The organism is Streptomyces sp. MGP-BFMKR1, from assembly GCF_057766585.1.
Map to the genome: position 1 here is coordinate 2,267,804 of NZ_CM173408.1, position 18,687 is coordinate 2,286,490.

General features: G+C 73.3%; 10 protein-coding genes. 2 read left to right on the plus strand and 8 right to left on the minus strand.

The window, feature by feature from the left end:
* Positions 1–40 precede the first annotated feature (40 nt).
* Together AC3CHW_RS08395 and AC3CHW_RS08400 are read right to left on the minus strand one after the other, a co-directional pair.
* Positions 41–2,995, minus strand: a complete 2,955-nt coding sequence (locus AC3CHW_RS08395) for a putative bifunctional diguanylate cyclase/phosphodiesterase (protein ID WP_488470039.1) — start codon at positions 2,993–2,995, stop codon at positions 41–43.
* Between the two features lie 314 nt (positions 2,996–3,309).
* Entirely contained in the window at positions 3,310–4,272 is a 963-nt protein-coding gene (locus tag AC3CHW_RS08400) for a 2-hydroxyacid dehydrogenase (protein ID WP_398608784.1), read from the minus strand.
* A gap of 73 nt (positions 4,273–4,345) precedes the next feature.
* Here AC3CHW_RS08400 and AC3CHW_RS08405 point away from each other — a divergent pair, with 73 nt between their 5' ends.
* Positions 4,346–5,365 carry an aldo/keto reductase gene (locus AC3CHW_RS08405; RefSeq protein ID WP_398608785.1) on the plus strand — a complete coding sequence of 340 codons (1,020 nt, stop codon included), beginning with the start codon at positions 4,346–4,348 and terminating at the stop codon, positions 5,363–5,365.
* 216 nt (positions 5,366–5,581) lie between these two features.
* Here the strand turns inward: AC3CHW_RS08405 and AC3CHW_RS08410 are convergent, their stop codons facing one another.
* A complete protein-coding gene (locus AC3CHW_RS08410) occupies positions 5,582–6,040 on the minus strand; it encodes a hypothetical protein (RefSeq protein WP_488470040.1) in 459 nt (152 codons plus the stop codon).
* Positions 6,041–6,261: 221 nt separating this feature from the next.
* Here AC3CHW_RS08410 and AC3CHW_RS08415 point away from each other — a divergent pair, with 221 nt between their 5' ends.
* Positions 6,262–7,449, plus strand: coding sequence for a PQQ-dependent sugar dehydrogenase (locus tag AC3CHW_RS08415; protein ID WP_488470041.1), 1,188 nt, complete (start codon positions 6,262–6,264; stop codon positions 7,447–7,449).
* 51 nt (positions 7,450–7,500) lie between these two features.
* On the opposite strand, the gene AC3CHW_RS08420 is transcribed toward AC3CHW_RS08415, so the two are convergent.
* From AC3CHW_RS08420 to AC3CHW_RS08440, 5 genes are all read right to left on the minus strand, one after another.
* Positions 7,501–10,788: a helix-turn-helix transcriptional regulator gene (locus AC3CHW_RS08420; protein ID WP_488470042.1), complete on the minus strand. Its 3,288-nt coding sequence runs from the start codon at positions 10,786–10,788 to the stop codon at positions 7,501–7,503.
* A gap of 542 nt (positions 10,789–11,330) precedes the next feature.
* On the minus strand, positions 11,331–11,516 hold the full coding sequence (locus AC3CHW_RS08425) for a hypothetical protein (RefSeq protein WP_398608788.1): 186 nt from the start codon (positions 11,514–11,516) through the stop codon (positions 11,331–11,333).
* A 431-nt stretch (positions 11,517–11,947) separates the two neighbouring features.
* Positions 11,948–13,012, minus strand: a complete 1,065-nt coding sequence (locus tag AC3CHW_RS08430; RefSeq protein WP_488470043.1) for an HD domain-containing protein — start codon at positions 13,010–13,012, stop codon at positions 11,948–11,950.
* Positions 13,013–13,499: 487 nt separating this feature from the next.
* Positions 13,500–15,863 carry an MMPL family transporter gene (locus AC3CHW_RS08435; protein WP_488471001.1) on the minus strand — a complete coding sequence of 788 codons (2,364 nt, stop codon included), beginning with the start codon at positions 15,861–15,863 and terminating at the stop codon, positions 13,500–13,502.
* A 263-nt stretch (positions 15,864–16,126) separates the two neighbouring features.
* Positions 16,127–18,364, minus strand: a complete 2,238-nt coding sequence (locus AC3CHW_RS08440) for a phosphocholine-specific phospholipase C (protein ID WP_488470044.1) — start codon at positions 18,362–18,364, stop codon at positions 16,127–16,129.
* Between the last annotated feature and the right edge of the window lie 323 nt (positions 18,365–18,687).

Genomic DNA, 18,687 nt, shown 5'->3' on the forward strand with positions numbered 1-18,687 from the left:
TGCGCATGGCTCTGACCCTCCCCCCGTCGCCTAGGGAGTGTCAAGTGGGTGGGACGGGCGTCTCATTATTTGAACGCAACGGCGTATGCGCCAGCGACTCGTGGCGCCGCGTCCCGTGCGATCCGCTGTACCGCACCGGCATGGCGCCGCCCACGAGCGCCGGCGGTTCGGACCGCTGCTCGGGCGGGCGGACCTCGGCGAGGACGCCGGAGCGGGCCGTGAGACGCGGCTCCGGGCGCGGCAGCGGGTAGTCGCCCACGGTGAGCGCGCGGCGCAGCCGGTGCTCGTCCAGCGGGCCGCAGAAGACCGTGCCCTGGGCGTGCGTACAGCCCATGGCCCGCAGGGCGGCCAGTTGCTCGGGGAGGTCGACGCCCTCGGCCATCACCTGGGTGCCCAGGTCGCTGGCGATCCGCAGCAGGCCGGCGGTGATCTTGTAGAGCCTGGCCGACTCCAGCACGCCCTCGACCAGGCTCTGATCGAGCTTGACCAGGTCGATGGGGAGCTTGCGCAGGGCGTTGATCGCGGCGTACCCGCTGCCGAACCCGTCCAGCGCGATGCGTACGCCCAACCGGCGCAGCGCCATCAGCCGGTGCTCCAGGTCCTCCAGCGGCTTGCGGGAGTCACTTTCGGACAATTCGATGATCAAGCTGCCGGACGGGAGGCCGTGCTCGGCGAGCAGGCTTTCCACCGTCTTGGGCGGAATGGCCTTGTCCGCCAACTGGCTCGCGGGCAGGCGCACCGAGACCGCGACGCCGTGCCCGGCGCGACGCCGGCGGGCCGCCTGCCGAATGGCCTCCTCCAGCGTCCAGCGGCTCAGCTCGGCGCTGCGCGCGGCGTCCTCGCCACCGCCTCGCCCGTCGCTGTGGCCGGTGCCCGTGACGCGGAGGAACTCGGCCGGCGTGAACAGGATGCCCTGCGCGGAGCGCCAGCGCGGCTGCGCGGAGACGGCGGTGACGCGCCCGTTGTTGACGTCGACGATGGGCTGGTGCAGCAGCACGAACTCGCCGTCCTTGAGCGCGGTGCGCAGCCGCGTCGCCATCTCGGCCCGGCGGGCCACGTCCGCCTGCATCTGCGGCGCGTACAGCTCGACCCGGTTCTTGCCGGCGGACTTCGCCCGGTACATCGCGAGGTCGGCGTTGCGCATCAGGTCGCCCGGGCTGATGCCGGGCTCGGCGAAGGCGACGCCGATGCTGGCGGCCACCCGCACCTCCGTGCCCTGCACGCGGTACGGGCGGGACAGGGCGATGCGCAGCCGCTCCGCGATGTCGTGCACGCGGTACTCGTGGGCGGCCTGGTCGGGGCCGCCGTCGCCCATGATGAGCGCGGCGAACTCGTCGCCGCCGAGCCGGGCGGCGACGTCGCCGGCGCGCACGGACTCCTGGAGGCGGCGGGCGGCCTGCACGAGCAGTTCGTCGCCCGCCTGGTGGCCGACGGTGTCGTTGACCGCCTTGAAGCCGTCGAGGTCGATGTAGAGCACCGCGGTGCCCGGGTCGGTGCGCCGCCTGCCGCCGAGCGCCTGTCGCACCCGGTGGGTGAACAGGGCGCGGTTGGGCAGGTCGGTGAGCGGGTCGTGCTCGGCGTTGTGCTGGAGCTGGGCCTGGAGCCGGACGCGCTCGGTGACGTCGCGGCTGTTGAGGATCAGCCCGCCGTGGTGCCGGTTGATCGTGGACTCGACGTTCAGCCAGTCGCCGTTGCCGGAGCGGAACCGGCACTCGATGCGGGTGGTGGGCTCCTGGCTGGGAGCCGCGGCCAGGAACCTGCGCACCTCGTGCACGACCGAGCCCAGGTCCTCGGGGTGGATGAGCGACGCCAGCTCGGAGCCGGTCAGCTCCTCGGCGTCGCGGCCGTAGACGCCGGAGGCCGCCGGGCTCACGTAGCGCAGTACGCCGGTGGGCGCGGCGATCATGATGACGTCGCTCGACCCCTGCACCAGGGAGCGGAAGTGGTTCTCCTTCTGCGCCAGCTCCTGGGTCAGGGTGATGTTGTCCATCAGCATGATGGCCTGCCGTACCACCAGGGCGAGGACGACGGTGCAGCCCGTGAAGAGCACGACCTGGTCCACGGCCCGGCCGTTGAGCACGTTGTAGATGATCCCCAGTACGCAGACGCTGGCGGCCAGGTAGGGCGTCAGGGCGGTCAGCGAGTTGGCGATGGGGCGCCCGGCGGGCTGCGGCCGGCGCGGGCGCTCCCACTCCGCGTTGGAGCGGGCCGACGCCCACGGCGCGTAGGCCAGCAGCAGCGAGCCCGCGAACCAGCCCGCGTCCAGCGGTTGGCCCGAGTTGTACTGCTGCCGCAGCAGTGGCGAGGTGAACAGCGCGTCACACAGGACGGTCAGCGCGAGGGCGCCGATGGCGGTGTTGACCGCGGAGCGGTTGGCCGACGAGCGCCGGAAGTGGACCGCGAGTACGACGCTGACCAGCGCGATGTCCAGCAGCGGATAGGCCAGCGAGAGGGCGGTGCGCGCGACGCTCTCGCCGTCGAAGCTGGCCGTGTGCGCCAGCGCCAGGCTCCACGAGAGGGTCAGCAGCGAGCCGGCGATGAGCCAGGAGTCGAGGCTCAGGCACAGCCACCCGGCGCGGTTGACCGGGCGCTTGGCGAGCACCAGCAGTCCCACGATGGCGGGCGGCGCGAACAGCAGGAAGCAGAAGTCGGCGAGCGACACCGGGGGCACCGGCTGCCCCCGCACCACCTCGTACCATCCCCATACGCCGTTGCCCAGGCCCGCCATCAGCGAGGAGGCGGCGAACATGTACCACGCCGGCCGGGAGGGGCCGGAGCATGAGCGCGCGTAGACGAAGCACGAGACCGCGGCGGCCAGCGCCGCGGCGCAGAGTCCGAAGTCGCCCATGATCGTAGCCAGTTCGCGCGATCCCCAGCCCAGGACCGACCCCGCCGCGTAGCCGGCGCACACGAGGGTCAGCAGTAGTTGGTGCACCATCCCGGCGCCACCGTCCGCCGCCCCCGGGCGGGCGAGCACCGCCGCCCAGGCGCTCACGACGGCACCGCCGTCAGCTCGCGAATCGCCGCGCTGCGGTTCGCCAGGCTGTGTAGTGATCGACGCGTGAGCCGCGTCGGGTTGTTCATCCATTGGCCGTACATCGCCCGTCGCCCCCCTCGGTTCCGGTCCGTCACGCACGCCGTGCGTTTCGTGGCGTGGGTCCCCGTTCCGGACGATACACCAGATTAGTCACTCAGGGACATAGGTCATCTACACAGCGTAACCGGGGAGGGGGTCGTCAACACTTTGAGCAATCACGTGATTTCGCAGTGTGCCGGAAGTGTGCATTCCGGGTACTGCTTGGCCGCGTTTCAGCCAGCCGTCACGACCACGTTGTGCAGGGGATCACCGGCTACGAACCGATGCAGTTGATCCCGCAGATACCGCCGGGCACGCGGCAGAAAGGCAGATGACGGGCCGCCCACGTGCGGAGTGATGAGGACCCCTGGAGCGTGCCACAACGCGTGGCCCGGCGGCAGTGGTTCCGGGTCGGTGACGTCGAGCGCGGCCCGCAGCCGGCCCGTCTCCAACTCGGCGAGCAGGGCCTTGGTGTCCACGATCGCGCCGCGGGCGACGTTCACCAGCAGCGCCCCGTCCTTCATCCGCCCCAGGAAACCGGTGCTGACCAGGGAACGAGTCGCCTCGGTGAGCGGCAGCGCCAGGATCACCACATCCGCGTCGGGCAACAGCTCGGGCAGCGCCGCGAGTGGATGCACGGGGCCGCGCTCGGTCTCGCGGGCGGAGCGCGCGACGCGCGTCACCCGCGCACACTCGAAGGGCGTGAGCCGGTCTTCGATCGCCGAACCGATCGCGCCGTACCCGACAATCAGCACAGAACGGTCGGCGAGCGCTGGCCGGAACGCAGTGCTCCAGCGCTCCGCGTCCTGGGCCCGTACGAACCCCGGGATGTCACGCAGCGCAGCCAGCGTGAGCGTCAGCGCGAGCTCGGCGGTGCTCGCGTCGTGGACACCGCGCGCGTTGCACAACTGGGCGCCGGGCGGCAACGAGGCCAGCCCTGACTCCATGTGGTCGATACCCGCGGTGAGCGTCTGCACGACCCGCACCCGGGACATCTGGGCGAGCGGCCGTACGGAGGGCTCCGCGCCCTTCATGTACGGGACGCAGTAGAAGACGCAGCGGGCCGGGTCCGTCGGGTACTCGTCCCCCGCGTCCCAGAAGGCGTACTCCAAGCCCTCCGGCAGGTCGTCGATGTCCTCGGCCGGGAGGGGCAGCCACACCACGGGGCGCACCGTTTCACTGTCATATGCAGGCATGACAGGAGGCTATGCGAAAGGCACCGACGCGCAGACGTTACGTTGGGGGCCGGCACGGGAGGGGTGCGGGCAGGTGGAGCGCAGGACAATCGGTGCGGGGGCGCTGTCGGTGGGCGCCATCGGGCTCGGGTGCATGCCCATGAACTGGGCGTACACCAGCTCGCAGCAGAGCGGCGAGAGCTCGTTGCGCACCGTGCACGCCGCGCTCGACCGCGGCGTCAGCCTGCTGGACACCGCCGACATGTACGGCCCCTTCACCAATGAGCTGCTCGTCGGACGGGTGCTCAAGGAGCGGCGCGCCGAAGCCTTCGTCTCGACCAAGTGCGGACTGCTCGTCGGGGAACAACACGTCGTCGCCAACGGGCGCCCCGGTTACGTCAAGCGGGCCTGCGACGCCTCGCTGCGCCGGCTCCAGACGGACCGGATCGACCTCTACCAGCTCCACCGGGCCGACCCCGAGGTGCCCATCGAGGAGACCTGGGGCGCCATGGCGGAACTCGTCGCGGCCGGCAAGGTGCGGGCGCTGGGGCTGTGCGCCGTAGGAGCGCGCGGTCAACTGCGACGCGCCGGAGCACGCGCCGGGGCAACGGCCCCGGCGCGACTGCACGACGCGACCATCCGCCAGCTCGAACGGGTCCAGCAGGTGTTCCCGGTGAGCTGTGTACAGGCCGAGCTGTCGGTGTGGTCGCCGGAGGCCCTGGACACGCTCGTGCCGTGGTGCGCCTCGCGTGGCGTCGGCGTGCTCGCCGCGATGCCGCTGGGCAACGGCTACCTCAGCGGCACGCTGACGCCCGGTCAGGGCTTCGAACCGGAGGACGTACGCGCCCGCCACCCGCGCTTCACGGGCGAGATGATGGCCGCCAACCAGCCGATCGTCGTGGGCCTGCGCCGGGTGGCGGAACGCCACGGAGCCACGGCGGCCCAGGTGGCGCTGGCGTGGCTGCTCACCCGGGGGCGGCACATCGTGCCGATCCCCGGCACCAAGAAGGAACGTTGGGCCACGGAGAACGCGGACGCGGAGCGGCTGCGCCTGACCGAGCAGGACCTGGCGGAGATCGCCGCGCTGCCGCCGGCGCGGGGGTCGTGGGACTGAGCGGTCGTGGGGCTGGGCGTTGCGCCGGACGGCGGGGGTGGGTCGGGTGCGCGGTGGTGGGCGGGTGCGTGGAGCGGCCTGGCCGGGTTCGCTGGTGTGGGGGGACAGGAGGCGGTTTCGCCGTCTGGCTGCTTTCCCCCTGTCGGATGGCTCATGGGCTGCTTCGCAGCGCACGAGACCGGCGAGCGTCCGCACTCCTGCTCCGTCCATGGCCCCTTACCTCGCTTGGTGCCGAGCGTGCCTGGTTCCTGGCGGATTGAACGCGTTCTTGGCTGGAGTGCCACCCGGCAAGCCCTCCGCGACCTCCATGGTGAACTGCTCACCCGCGTGCACGGACAGAGCAACCCCGCCGTCGAAGGACAGGCGGGCTCCGGTGAGCTCGGAGTATCGATTGAGCAAGGGCAGCACCTCGCGTACTCTCCCCAGTTTCGCGCTTGAGGTGACGATGTCCGAGAAGGACCAGCACGGAGGTGGATAGCACCACGTCGGTAGTTCTGGCCAGCTACCCTGCTCGATCCGCAGAGACCAGTCTGTTCCCGAGGTGAAAACCATGGAACCGCTCTCTGTGACCAGCTCCACGGCCTCAAGCGCCTTTTCCGCGGGATCGTCGTTCGAGGTGTAGGAGATACCCAGCAGCCTTCTCACCTCTTGCTGGCGAAGCTGCTCAATGTGCACGTGATTTCTCCTCTCTCGAAGAGTGGATACTCCCGCGAGCCGTCGTACGCACACCAGGCCAGGCGGCAGGAGGTGACCCTCCGGCATCCCGCCAGTCCGTGTGGCAGCGGTGGTGAGCAGGGCACGGTGTATAAGGAACCAGGGTCGCGTCCCGACCTCACTCGCCGTCTGGGCCAGGGCCGCCCGGGCCAGTTGCTCGTGCTCAGTGGAAGGAAACCATCGTGCGACGTACCGGTGTTACCGCCGCATTCGCCGCGGCCACGCTGCTGTTCGTGTCCGGTTGCTCGGACGACGGCGGTGACGGCCCGCTCCTGGGGCGGACTCCGGGCACTCCGTCGTCGTCGGCCACAAAGGGCAGTGACGGGCCGTCGGCGAGTCCTTCGCACTCCGCGCCGCCCAAGAAGGGCACCGCGAAGGTGGTGGCCACCGTGGCGCAGAAGTTGAGCGCGCCGTGGGGCGTCGTCGAGTTGCCCGACGGCGATCTGCTGGTGGCCCTGCGCGATGAGGGCAAGGTGGTGCGGATCGGGGGCGACGACGGCAAGCGGACCGAGCTCGGTTCGGTGCCCGGTGCCTCGCCCGGCGGGGAGGGCGGGCTCCTCGGGATCGCCGTGTCGCCCACCTTCGGCGCGGACCGCATGCTGTACGCGTACTTCACGACCGAGTCGGACAACCGTGTCGCGCGCATGATCTACGACGAGAGGCGCCCCGCGGGGCAGCAGTTGGGCGCGCCCGACACCATCCTCAAGGGCATCCCCAAGGGCACCATCCACAACGGCGGGCGGATCGCGTTCGGCCCGGACAAGATGCTGTACGTGGGCACGGGCGAGAGCGGGGACCGCGGGCTGGCCCAGGACAAGGAGTCGCTCGGCGGCAAGATCCTGCGGATGACGCCGGACGGGGAGCCGGCGGAGGACAACCCGTCCCCCGACTCGGTCGTCTACTCGTACGGTCACCGCAACGTGCAGGGGCTGGCCTGGGACAAGCAGAAGCGGCTGTGGGCCGCGGAGTTCGGCCAGGACACCTGGGACGAGCTCAACCTGATCAAGCCGGACGGCAACTACGGCTGGCCCGAGGTCGAGGGCAGGGGCAAGGACGGCGAGGCCGCGGAGCAGGGTTTCGTGGACCCGGTGGAGCAGTGGAAGACCAGTGAGGCGTCGCCCAGCGGCATCGCCGTCGTGAACGGCTCCGTGTGGATGGCGGCGCTCGGCGGCGAGCGCCTGTGGCGCGTTCCGCTGGACGGCACCCGGCCGGTGGCGGAGCCGCAGGAGTTCTTCGTCGGGAAGTACGGGCGGCTGCGCACCGTTCAGGCGTCGGACGACGGCACCCTGCTGCTGACCACGAGCAACACGGACGGGCGGGGCGACCCGAAGGGTCAGGACGACCGCATCCTCCGGTTGAAGGTGAGCTGACGCGCCCCGCCGGCCCCGGCGCGGCGCGTACGCCGTCGGCGCGGGAGGCGGCTACGCCGTATTCGCCGGGGTCACCAGGCGCAGCCGGTGGGCCATGGCCGCCGCCTCGCCGCGGCCCGAGACCTCCAGCTTGGACAGGATGTTGGAGACGTGGACGCTGGCCGTCTTCGGGGAGATGAACAGCTCCTCGGCTATCTGCCGGTTGCTCCGGCCGACGGCCACCAGACGGAGCACGTCGCGCTCGCGCCGGGTCAGCCGGAAGGCGTCGGCCGGGTCTTCGGCGTGGGCGCCGGTGGCCGGGCCCGCGTCGGTACGCGCGGCGGGCTCCGGGGCGCCGTGTGCGAGGTGGGCCCCGTCGGTCGGCTCGGGTCCCGGGTGGCCCGCGGTGACCGCCCGCCGGGTACCGGTGCCGGCCGGCGCGCCGACGGAGCGGGGTCGACCGGCGCCCGTGGACGGCAGCGGAAGCCGGGCGCGCGCCGCCAGGAGGGTGATCGCCTCGCGCAACGGCTGGGCGGCCAGTCGGTCCGCCGTGTCGTACGCCCGCGCCAGCAGGGACGCGGCGTGCTCGCGCGCGGAGCCGACGACGGCGGGTTCGGCGGCGTGATCGGCGCCCGGGGCGGTGACGGCGGGGGCCGTCGAAGCCGAGGGCATCGGCACCACTGCCGCGGGGTGCGCGGCGGTCGCCGGTGGGGCGTCGCCCGCGGCGAGGCGGGCCGCGGCCCAGCGGTAGCGGACCTGGGCCAGTTCGTACGGGCGGTCCAGCGGGGCCAGGGCGGCGGCGACCTCGCTCCAGTGCGCGGGCGTGTCGCGGTCCTCGGCGCGCAGCAGTTCGGCGGCCACCATCAGGCCGTACGCCCGCCAGATCGGTACGGGCTGGGCGAGCCGCTTCGCGGCCGTGCGGACGCGGTCCAGCGCCTCGGCCCGGCCCGCCTCGGCGACGGGCAGGCCGCGCGCCTCGGCCTCCGCGGTGGCGGCGGCGAACAACAACTGCCAGGCGTACCGCTGGGTACCGACCGGGATGCCGAAGTCCAGCGCCTCGGCCAGGAGGGCGCGGGCCCGGAGGATGTCACCGTGGAGCGCGGCCAGCGTCAGGGCGTGCCGGGCGAGCGTGATGGTGTACTGCGGCTGCGGGTCGTGGGTGCCGTAGAACTCGCGGGAGGCGAGGTGCTGCTCCTGGGCCACGGCCCACTCGCCGCGCAGGAGCGCGAGCTGTGCGCGCCGGCTCGCGGCGGCGCCACGCGGCTTGCTGCCCTGGCCGAACCGCTCCGTCTTCCGCGTGGCCTCCAGCGCCTCGTCCCAACGGCCCAGCGAGATCAGCGACTCGGCCATGTTCCCGTACGTCCAGCCCTTGGTGTCCACGAGCCCGAAGCGCTGCGCCGTCCGTACGCCCTCGCGCGCGACCTCGACCGCCTCGGCCGACCGGCCGACGCCCTCCAGGGCCGACGAGAGGTTGACGTGGCAGCGGGCTATCACGCTGATGTACCCGCCGTCGACGGCGCGGGCCGCGGCGTCGGCCATCTCGGCCAGGCCGCCGTCCACGTCACCGGAGTCGATCATGAGGTTGCCGCGCGTCACCCGCGCGTGCAGTTCCAACTCGTCCGCGCCGACGAGGCGGGCCAACTCCACGGCGCGCTCCGCGGCGGTGTAGCTGTCCGGCCCCGGCTCGTGCACCGCGAGCCAGCCGGCCGCCGCGGCGAGCACGTCCGCGTGTACCACCGACGGCGGCAGGCCGCGCACCAGTTCCTGGGCCCGGCTCAGCTCGGCCCAGCCGTCGCCCCGCGCCAGCCCCTCCATGATCTTGGAGCGCTGGGTCCAGAACCAGGCGGCCCGCAGCGGGTCCCGCGCCTCGTCCACCGTGCGCAGCGCGCGCTTGGTGATGGCCAGCGCCCGCTCGCGCTGCCCGGACAGGTGGGCGGCCACGACCACCTCCGCGAGCAGGTCCAGGTGGCGCAGCGCGCCGTCCTCCCGCACGGCGCAGGCCGGATAGGCGCCCGCCTTGTCCATCGGCCGCTGCGCCGTCCTGACCTCCGACGGCACGTCCTCCCACAGCTCCATGGCCCGCTCCAGAAGGCCCAGTTGCTCAGCGTAGGCGTGCCGGCGGCGGGCCTTGACGGAGGCGGCGAGCACGGCGGGCAGCGCCTTGGCCGGGTCGTGCGCGTAGTACCAGTAGCTGGCCAGCCGCGCCTCGTACTCGTCCTCCCGTACGAGCCCGGGGTCGGCCTCCAGGGCCGTCGCGTACTGCCGGTTGAGCCGGGCGCGCTCGCTCGGCAGCAGGTCGTCGGTGACGGCCTCGCGGACCAGGGCGTGCCGGAAGCGGTAGCCGTTGTCGTCGTCCGTCGGGAGCAGGATGTTGGAGCCGACGGCGGCGCGAAGCGCCTCGATCAACTCGTCCTCGCCGAGCCTGGCGATGGCCGCGAGCAGCGCGTGCTCCACGCGTGAGCCACCCTCCGCCACGATCCGCACCACCCGCTCGGCGTCGTCGGGCAGCGCCTCGACCCGCACCAGCAGCAGGTCGCGCAGCGACTCGCTGAGCCCGCACTGGGCTCCGTCGGTGATGCTGTGGGCGATCTCCTCGACGAAGAAGGCGTTGCCGTCGGTCCGCTCGAAGACCCGGTCCACCAACTGCCGGTCGGGCTCGGTGCCGTAGATGCCCGCTATCTGCGCGTGCACCTCGGCGCGGTTGAAGCGCGCCAGCTCGATGCGGCGCACGGTGCGCATGCGGTCGATCTCGGCGATGAAGGGGCGCAGCGGGTGGCGACGGTGGATGTCGTCGGAACGGTACGTGGCGAGGATGACCAGTCGCGCGCGCTGCACGGAGCGGAAGAGGTAGCCGAGCAGCTCGCGGGTGGAGCGGTCCGCCCAGTGCAGGTCCTCGATGACGAGCACCAGCGTGCGCTCGGTGGCGAGCCGCTCAAGGAGGCGCGCCGTCAGCTCGAACAGCCGGGCCCGGCCGTCCTCGTCCCGCGACTCCGGCGCGGTCTCCCCCAGTTCGGGCAGCAGCCGGGCCAGCTCGCCCTCCTGGCCCGCGGCGGCGCGGTCCAGCTCCTCCCCCAACTGCCGGCGCAGCGCGCGCAGCACGGTGGAGATCGGCGCGAACGGCAGGCCGTCCACGCCGATCTCCACACACCCGCCCAGCGCCGTGAGGGCGCCGGCCGCGCGGGCCGCGATCAGGAACTCCTCGGCCAGCCGCGTCTTGCCCACGCCGGCCTCGCCGCCGAGCAGCAACGCCTGGGGCTGCTGCGCGGCGGCGCGGCCGAGCGCGTCGGAGAGCGCGCCCAGCTCCTCGGTGCGGCCGACGAAGACCGGGCTGACGGACGTGGTACTCACAGAGCCGAGCATCGCACAGACGTCCGACAACGCAGCGGGAAATCCGTCGCCGACGTGCGACGCGCCGTCGGCTCCGCCGAACGCGACGGCGCCGGGCCGGGGCGCCGTGCCGGCTTCCGTCGTACGGGGCGGCACGTCGCGCAGCGCGGCCCGGGGGACGGTACGGGGCCCGGGGCGAGACCCAGGACGGGGCGAGGGTCCGCCCTTGCCGGGGGGCGCGGGAACGGACTCGGGGGTGGACATGGCCAGAACTCCGATGACGGTGCGGGGCGATCGGGGCGCGGGGCGCCGTCCTTGCGGCGTGGGGCGCGGGTGGTGACGGAGCGGGGGCGCGGGCCCCCGCACGGGGCACGGAGCGCTGGGCGGTACCCCTCGTACGGGGCGCGGGGCGCGGGGCACGCCTCGTACGGGGCACGGGGCACGGGGCACGGAGCGGTGATCCTGCCGGGGGGCACGGTGGCACGGGGCGGGGAAAGGGGGTGCCCCGTACGGAGCCGTGGGGTGAGGTGGCTCCGTACGGGGCGACGGGGCGAGCGTCGGGTCAGTGAGCCCCGTCAGGCGGTGGCGCGGCGCGGTGGGACCGCGCGGCGGCCTCTGGGCGGCCTCACCCGCCCCTCCGCTTCGTCGCCGGCAGAACGGCGGGCGACGAAGCGGCCGGTGGCCTCGCGGGCACGGCGGTCGCTGCTGGCCTCATGGACCAGGTCGCGCTGGCGGAGCTGGTGCAGTTCGTAGTGGAACATCGGGCTCTCCTGGTGGGTGGTGGTCCGGCAGGGGCGGCGGGGGCTTGGTGAGCCCCGCTCCGGCCTGCCTTCGTCGTGCCTCCACCTTCGCGACTCAGAGGGGTCGGCCACATCGGGCGAGTGCCTGATTTCCGCGTGTCCCGGGGCCTTAGGTCTCCCGGCCCCGCGGGGCTGACGGGGCCCGGGGGCACGGTGAGGTGCCTTAGCGGGGCGGCTTAGTGAGGTGGGGACGGCTTAGCCGGGGCACGGGGCCGGGCCACGGAGCACGGAGCGGTGATCCTGCACGGGGCACGGGGCACGGAGCGTGAGGCGGAGGCGGGGCACGGTGCGCCGTGCGTGAGGCGGAGGCGGCGCGCTGGGCGACTGTCAGGGCGTGGGGCGTGGGGCGTGGGGGGCGAGCGGTTGCGGGCCGTCGACGGGCCGGCGCTCGCTCAGCTCCACCAGACGCGGAACGTGGTGGGCAGCGCGCCCAGGGCGGCCAACTCCGCGGCCAGTTCGGGTGCCGCCGCCTCGATGCGCTGGCCGGCCACCAGCGGCGCGGAGCGGTAGGTCTTGCGGAGCGAGAAGTCCCAGCCGTGCTGCTCGTCGGGGGCGTGTCCGGCCCTGACCTCCAGCCGGTGCGGCTCGTACCGGACCATGGCGCTCTCCGCCCGCGTGCTGGCGCACGCGTCGAGCGCCGACCAGAGTTGCGGGTCGGTGAGTCGGGCCAGTTCGTCGGGGGTGAGGGGGGTGGCGTCGAGCAGTTGTCGGGCCAGGCGCCGGACCACCGACGTCGGGCCCACGTTGTCCCAGGAGGTGTGCAGCCGTGCCTCCGCGGTGATCAGGTCGACGAGGGTGGCGGCGGTCTCGCGGTCGGTGGAGACCACGGAGTCGCGGAGGTCGATCCGGCACAGCATCACGGCGGGGTCGGTCTTGAGCCGCCCGGCGGCCCGACCGCTGCGCACGTACGAGTCGAGATGGTCGAGGTGCAGCAGACCGGTGCGGTTGCTGAGCGGTGACGGCGGTTCTCCGGCGAGCGCGGCGGCGACCGCGTCGGCGCACACCCCGTGGCTCGCCAGCACGCGGCGGACCGGGTCGGCCCGCAGCAACCGCAAGCCGATCGCGTGATGATCGAGCCCTTCGATGCCCTCGAAGGTGTGACTCAGCGGCAGGTGTCCGATGTCGTGCACGAGCGCGGCGACCCGGAGCGGCGCGTCGTCCGGGCGGAAGTGCGCGACCAGCGCGAGTACTCCGAGGCTGTGTTCCAGCCGGGTGTACGACTGGAGGGTGCTGAGCGTCGAGGCTCCGCCGTGGGCGACGAAGTGCAGGCGCCGTAGCGGCGCGGTGCGCAGCAGGGCCACTTCCACGGGGCGCAGGCGGACCGGTATCCGCCACAGCGGGTCGGTGAACGTCGGGGACAGGCCCACGACGTTGGTCGGAGTGGGCCGCGCCGCGGTGTGCTTGGGGGCCCGGGCCTGGTGGCCCGGGGGCGCGCTGTCGTCCATGGGGCTCTGCACGGGCCAACCCTAGGGTGGTCGGCGACCGTCGTTCGACGCCCCGCGCCCCGTCGTACGCTCCGCCGCCCGCCCGCGTGCCCCGCACACCGACCGCACCCACCGCACTCGTCTCACCAGTCACGCGATGCGGTCGGCGGGTCGCCGGGCCACGCCCCGTGCCCCGTGCCCCGTGCGCCGCACCGCCGCCGCCCCGTGCCCCGTGCCCCGTGCCCCGTGCCCCGTGCCCCCGAGCAGGATCACCGCTCCGTGCTCCGTGCCCCGTCCGTGCGACACCCGCCGCCGCGAACCGCGGCACGTCCCCGAGCACCGACGGTGCGGCGCCGTACGGCACCGCACGGCGCGGGCGCCTCGGCCCACACGAACACTCGGCCCATCCGAACACTCGGCCCGCACGCACCCGTCAGCCCGTACCGACGCCCCCCGAACGCCGCCCGGCCCCCCGAACGCCACCCGGCGCCTCCGCACGCCGCCCCGGTGCCATCGCGTACTACGGCGCGCCCGCGTGCTCCGGTGCCTTCGCGCGCTGCGCCAACTCCTCCACACGCCCCGGCGCTTCCGCGCGCTCCGGTGGCTCGATGCTGAGCCGGGGCAGCCAGCGGTCGAGCCAGCCGGGGAGCCACCAGTTGGCGCCGCCCAGCAGGTGCATCAGGGCCGGGACCAGGAGCGTACGGAGCACGAAGGCGTCCAGGGCGACGGCGACGGCCAGGCCGATGCCGAACATGGCGATGATGCGGTCACCGCTGAGGACGAAGGCGGCGAAGACGGCGATCATGATCACGGCGGCCGAGTTGATGACCCGGCTGGTCTCGGCCAGTCCGACGCGCACGGCGCGGCGGTTGTCGCCGGTTTCTCGCCACTCCTCGTACATCCGGCTGACCAGGAACACCTGGTAGTCCATCGACAGGCCGAACAGTACGGAGATCATGATCACGGGTAGGAAGGGTTCGATCGGTCCCGCCCGGCCCAGGCCCAGGAACTCGCTGCCCCAGCCCCACTGGAAGACGGCGACGATGACGCCGAAGGAGGAGGCGACGGCGGCGATGTTCATGATCGCCGCCTTGACGGGTATGCCGACGCTGCGGAAGGCCAGCAGTAGGAGCAGGCAGCCGAGGCCGACCACGACGCCCACGAACAGCGGCAGCTTGCCGACGATGACCTCGGCGAAGTCGTCGTAGCTTGCGGTGAGGCCGCCGACGTAAACCTCCAGCGAGGTGCCGCGTTCGGCGGCCGGGATCACCTCGGTGCGGAGTCGGTCGACCAGTTCGCTGGTCCGCTCGGACTGCGGGGCGGTCTCCGGGATGACGGTGATCACGCTGGTGTCACCGCTGCTGGGGGCGGTCGCGTCGGCGGACGCGGGGCCCTGGACGGAGGCGATGCCCTCGGTGTCCCGGAGGGCGTCCTCCAGGCGGCTCAGGGCGACCCGGTCGGCCGCACCGTCGAGGTGGGCGACCAGCGTCAGGGGCCCGTTGACGCCGGGCCCGAAGCCGCTTCCGGCCGCCGCTTCCCCGGCGGCCCCGTTCGAGCCGCCGCCGGTCGCGCCAGCGCCGCCGCCGTCCGCGCCGCCGCCGTCCGCGTCGGGGCTGCCCGCGTCGTCGCCGTTCGCGCCGTCGCCGGCGAGGAGGTCGTACGCCTGGCGCGTGGTCGATCCGACGGGGTTGTTGCCCTGGTCGGAGGTGCCCAGGTGGAGCGAGAGGGTCGGCAGGGCCAGGACGAGCATGACGGCCGCGGCGAGACCGCCGAGCAGCCGGGGGTGGCGCTCGACGAACCCGGACCAGCGGGCGGCGAGCCCCGTGGGCGCCTCGGACGGGTGGACGCCAGCGGCGAGCCGGCGCCGTTCGCGGCGGCTGAGGGCCCGTAGCCCGATGGTTCCGAGCAGCGCGGGCAGCAGCGTGACGGAGGCGGCGACGGTCAGCACGACGGTGAGCGAGGCGGCGATGGCCACGCCGTTCAGGAAGCTCAGGCGCAGGATGAGCATGCCGAGCAGGGCGACGCAGACGGTGCCGCCGGCGAAGACCACGGCGCGCCCGGTGGTGGCCACGGCGCGCTCGGCGGCCTCGGGCACCGACAGTCCGGCCCTGAGCCCCTGGCGGTGTCGGGTGACGATGAACAGCGCGTAGTCGATGCCCACGCCGAGGCCGATGAGCATGCCGAGCATCGGCGCGAAGTCGGCGACGGTCATGGCGTGGCCGAGCAGGGTGATGCCCAGCGTGGCGGTGCCCACGGCCACCACGGCCGTGATGATCGGCAGCAGGCTGGCGGCGAGCGAGCCGAACGCGACGAAGAGCACGACCGCGGCGACGGCGATGCCGATCAACTCGCTGAGGTGCGTGTCGGGCTTCTCGGTGAGCGCGATGGCGCTGCCCCCGGCCTCGACCTGAAGCCCGTCGCCCGCAGCGGCCTTCGCGGCGTCCACGACGGCGCGCGGCTGGCTCGCCGGCAGGTCGTCGGCGGGCCGCTCGAAGGTGACGGTCGCGTACGCGGTGTGCCCGTCGGGGCTGATCTGGCGCGCTCCGTCGGGCCCGGCGTACGGGCTGCCGACGGCGGCCACCCCGGGCAGGTCGGCGATCCGGTCGAGGACGCCGGTCATCCGGGCCTCGACGGTGGCGGAGCGGACCGGTTCGCGGCCCGGGTCGGTGTGCCAGACGACGCGGTCGCCGTCGCCCGCCTGGTCCGGGAACGCCTTGGCCGCCAGCGCGGCGGCCCGCGCTGACTCGGTGCCCGGCACGTCGTAGTCGTTGGAGTACGCGGAACCCGCCACGGCGGCGGCCGAGGCCGCGCCCGCGAGGACGGCCAGCCACAGCACGATGACGACGAGGCGGCGCCTGAGGCACCACCGGGCGAGTGCGGCCATGGAGTGCTGGGTCGCTTCCGGATTGTGCACCGCCCACCACCGGTGGGTGCCGGAGCTGGGCAGCGTGCGCGGGGAACGGGTGGGCACGGGGCCCGCCGCCTGCCGACGAAGGAGCGGCGGGTCCCGCGCAGCACTCTGACAGCCCGCGGAGATCCTTTGACCGCTTTGTGGGTTACCCCACAACTGGGCCACGGTGACCGTTAACCGTGACCTTGACGGGATCTCTGGCGTTTTCGCCGCGGGGACTGAGGCGCGACCCGGCCTCAGCCCGTCACGGACTCCGCCCCGTTCTCGATGTGCCCCATCAGACGGCGGCGGAAGGTCTCGTCCTCCGCGACGGTGAGCGCCAGGTCGTACCAGCCGTGCGCGCCGCGCGTCGAAAACGGCAGGGTGCGCGTGCGGCCCGGGGCGAGGGTGACGGTGCGCGGCGCGGCGTCGGAGTAGGCCAGCGGCTTGAGGGTGAAGGTCAGCGGGGCGTCGCCGGCGTTCTCCAGGGACAGGTGCAGTTCGCGCCGGCGCTCGTCGATCCGGGTGCGGACCGCGACCCGCGCCGCGGCGCCGCGGGCGGTGCCGGCGAACTCGCGGCGGAAGCCGCCCGGCCCGGTGAGGGTGAAGCGGTACGCGCCGTTCTTGACCGGCACGTTCCACGCCTCGCCCCGCTCGTGCCGGCCCCGTCCCCGGCCGTGCCCGGCGGCCAGCGCCTCGTGCTCCGCGGCCCCGTGCTCCGTGTACGCGGCGGCTGCCCTGTCCACCCCGTGCTGGTGGCGTCCGGCGCCGGGCAGGTCGCGGTGCTGGGGCGTGGCGTACTCGTCGGCGTACGGGTACAGCGCCAGGTGCGCGCTGGCGCGGCCGGTGTTGCGCAGCGCGAGCCGGAAGACGGCCGCGTCCGCGTCCAGGCGGCCGTCCGCGTCCGGCCCGTACGGCAGCGGGCGGGCCGGCCGGGTGCCCGGCTCCTGCTTGGGCAGCCGCTGGTCGGTCGGCGGCTTGGGCCGCCAGCGCCCGTCGAAGGGCGGGATCGCGCCCGGCTGCTCCACCTCGGGCAACCGGCGGCGGCGCGAGAAGTCGAACGCGGACGTGAGGTCGCCGCAGACGGTGCGGCGCCACGCGCTGATGTTGGGCTCACGGACGCCCAGCCAGCGCTCCATGAACCGGACGATGGAGGTGTGGTCGAACACCTCCGAGCAGGCGTAGCCGCCCACCGTCCACGGCGAGATCACCACCATCGGCACCCGGATACCGAGGCCGGTCGGCTTGCCCTGCCAGAACTCGGTGTCCGTTCCCGCAGGCGGCACCGGCGGCGGCACGTGGTCGTAGAAGCCGTCGTTCTCGTCGTAGGTGAGGAAGAGCGCGGTGTGCCGCCACACGTCGGGGTTCTTGCCGAGCGCGTCGAGCACCTTGTAGACGAGGGTGGCGCTGGCGACCGGGGAGGAGGCTCCCGGGTGCTCGGAGTCGGCGGCGGACGGCACGATGTAGGACACCTTCGGCAGGGTCCCGGCGGCGACGTCGGCGGCGAACGCGGTGGCCGTCGTGCCCGGCTCGCCGCGCCGCAGCGCCCGCTCGAACAGGCTGCGCTCGCCCGCGCTCAGGTCGCGCACGCCCGCTTCGAGGAGATCCGTGAGCTGCTTGCGGCCGGCCGCGTCGGCGGCGGCGAGCCGGTCGTAGAAGGCGGTCATGTTCCGCACGCCCTCGACCCTGGCCAGCGCCTTCCGCGCGACGGCCTTGAAGCTCGCGTAGAACTCCAGGTTGTTGTCGGTGAAGTTGTCCCACTCCTGGTAGACCTGCCAGGAGTGGCCGGCCTTCTCCAGCCGCTCGGCGTAGGTGGGCCAGGCGTAACCGGGGTGCTTGTCCTCGGAGTACGCGTCATTGCCCACCGCGCGCGCCCCGCCGGGCTCGAAGCCCGTCCAGCCGCTCACGAGGTGGTTGCGGTTGGGGCTGGTCGAGGAGTGGATGGAGGAGTGGTACGCGTCGCAGACGGTGAACGTGTCGGCCAGTTCGTAGTGCAGCGGGATGTCGGACCGGTCGTAGTACGCCATCGTCGCGGCGGTCTTCGCGGTGACCCAGCGGTCCATCCAGCCGTCCCGCCACGCCTTCGCGCCACCCTGCCAACTGTGGTCGAGGTCCCCGATGTACTGGAGCTCCTTCTGCTGCGCCGCGGCGGCGGCGCGGACGCCGAACGGCAGCACGGTGCCGACGCCGAGCGGGCCGGGCTGCTCGAAGACGCTCCCACCGCGAGGAAGTTCGATGGCGTTGCGGTCACCGAAGCCCCGTACGCCGCGCAGCATGCCGAAGTAGTGGTCGAAGGATCGGTTCTCCTGCATCAGCACCACGACGTGCCGGATGTCGCGCAGCCCCCCGCCGTGGTGCCGCTCGTGGCCCCGCTCGGTCGCCTGGTGGGCCAGCGCCTGCTGGAGCGAGGGCGGCAGCAGCGAGCCCGCCGCGACGAGCCCCGCCCCGCCCGTCCCAAGTGCCAGTGCCCGCCTGCGAGATATCTCCGATGCCACGCTCTTTCCTCCTGGTCGGCAGCTAATGGTTCGGTCGCACACCATTGGTTACGTGTGGTGGGGACCGTACTGCAGCCGCATGGCACACGATAGGTACCAAAGTGGCGCATTGATGAACGAGGCCCGGCGCCGATCCCGCGCGGCCGTGCGGCTGACGCCCCGTCGGCGTCGGGGCGGGGCCCCGTGCGCCGTGCCCCGTGCTCCGTACGTCGGGCTCCGTGCCCCGTGCTCCGTGCCCCGTGCTCCGTACGTCAGGCCCCGTGCTCCGTGCTCCGTGCTCCGTGCTCCGTGCTCCGTGCTCCGTGCTCCGTGCTCCGTGCGTC

Excerpts from the sequence above, each read along its gene's own strand:
- AC3CHW_RS08435 (WP_488471001.1), bottom strand. The coding sequence starts at position 15,863 with ATGGCCGCACTCGCCCGGTGGTGCCTCAGGCGCCGCCTCGTCGTCATC.
- AC3CHW_RS08400 (WP_398608784.1), bottom strand. The coding sequence starts at position 4,272 with ATGCCTGCATATGACAGTGAAACGGTGCGCCCCGTGGTGTGGCTGCCC.
- AC3CHW_RS08425 (WP_398608788.1), bottom strand. The coding sequence starts at position 11,516 with ATGTTCCACTACGAACTGCACCAGCTCCGCCAGCGCGACCTGGTCCAT.
- AC3CHW_RS08420 (WP_488470042.1), bottom strand. The coding sequence starts at position 10,788 with ATGCTCGGCTCTGTGAGTACCACGTCCGTCAGCCCGGTCTTCGTCGGC.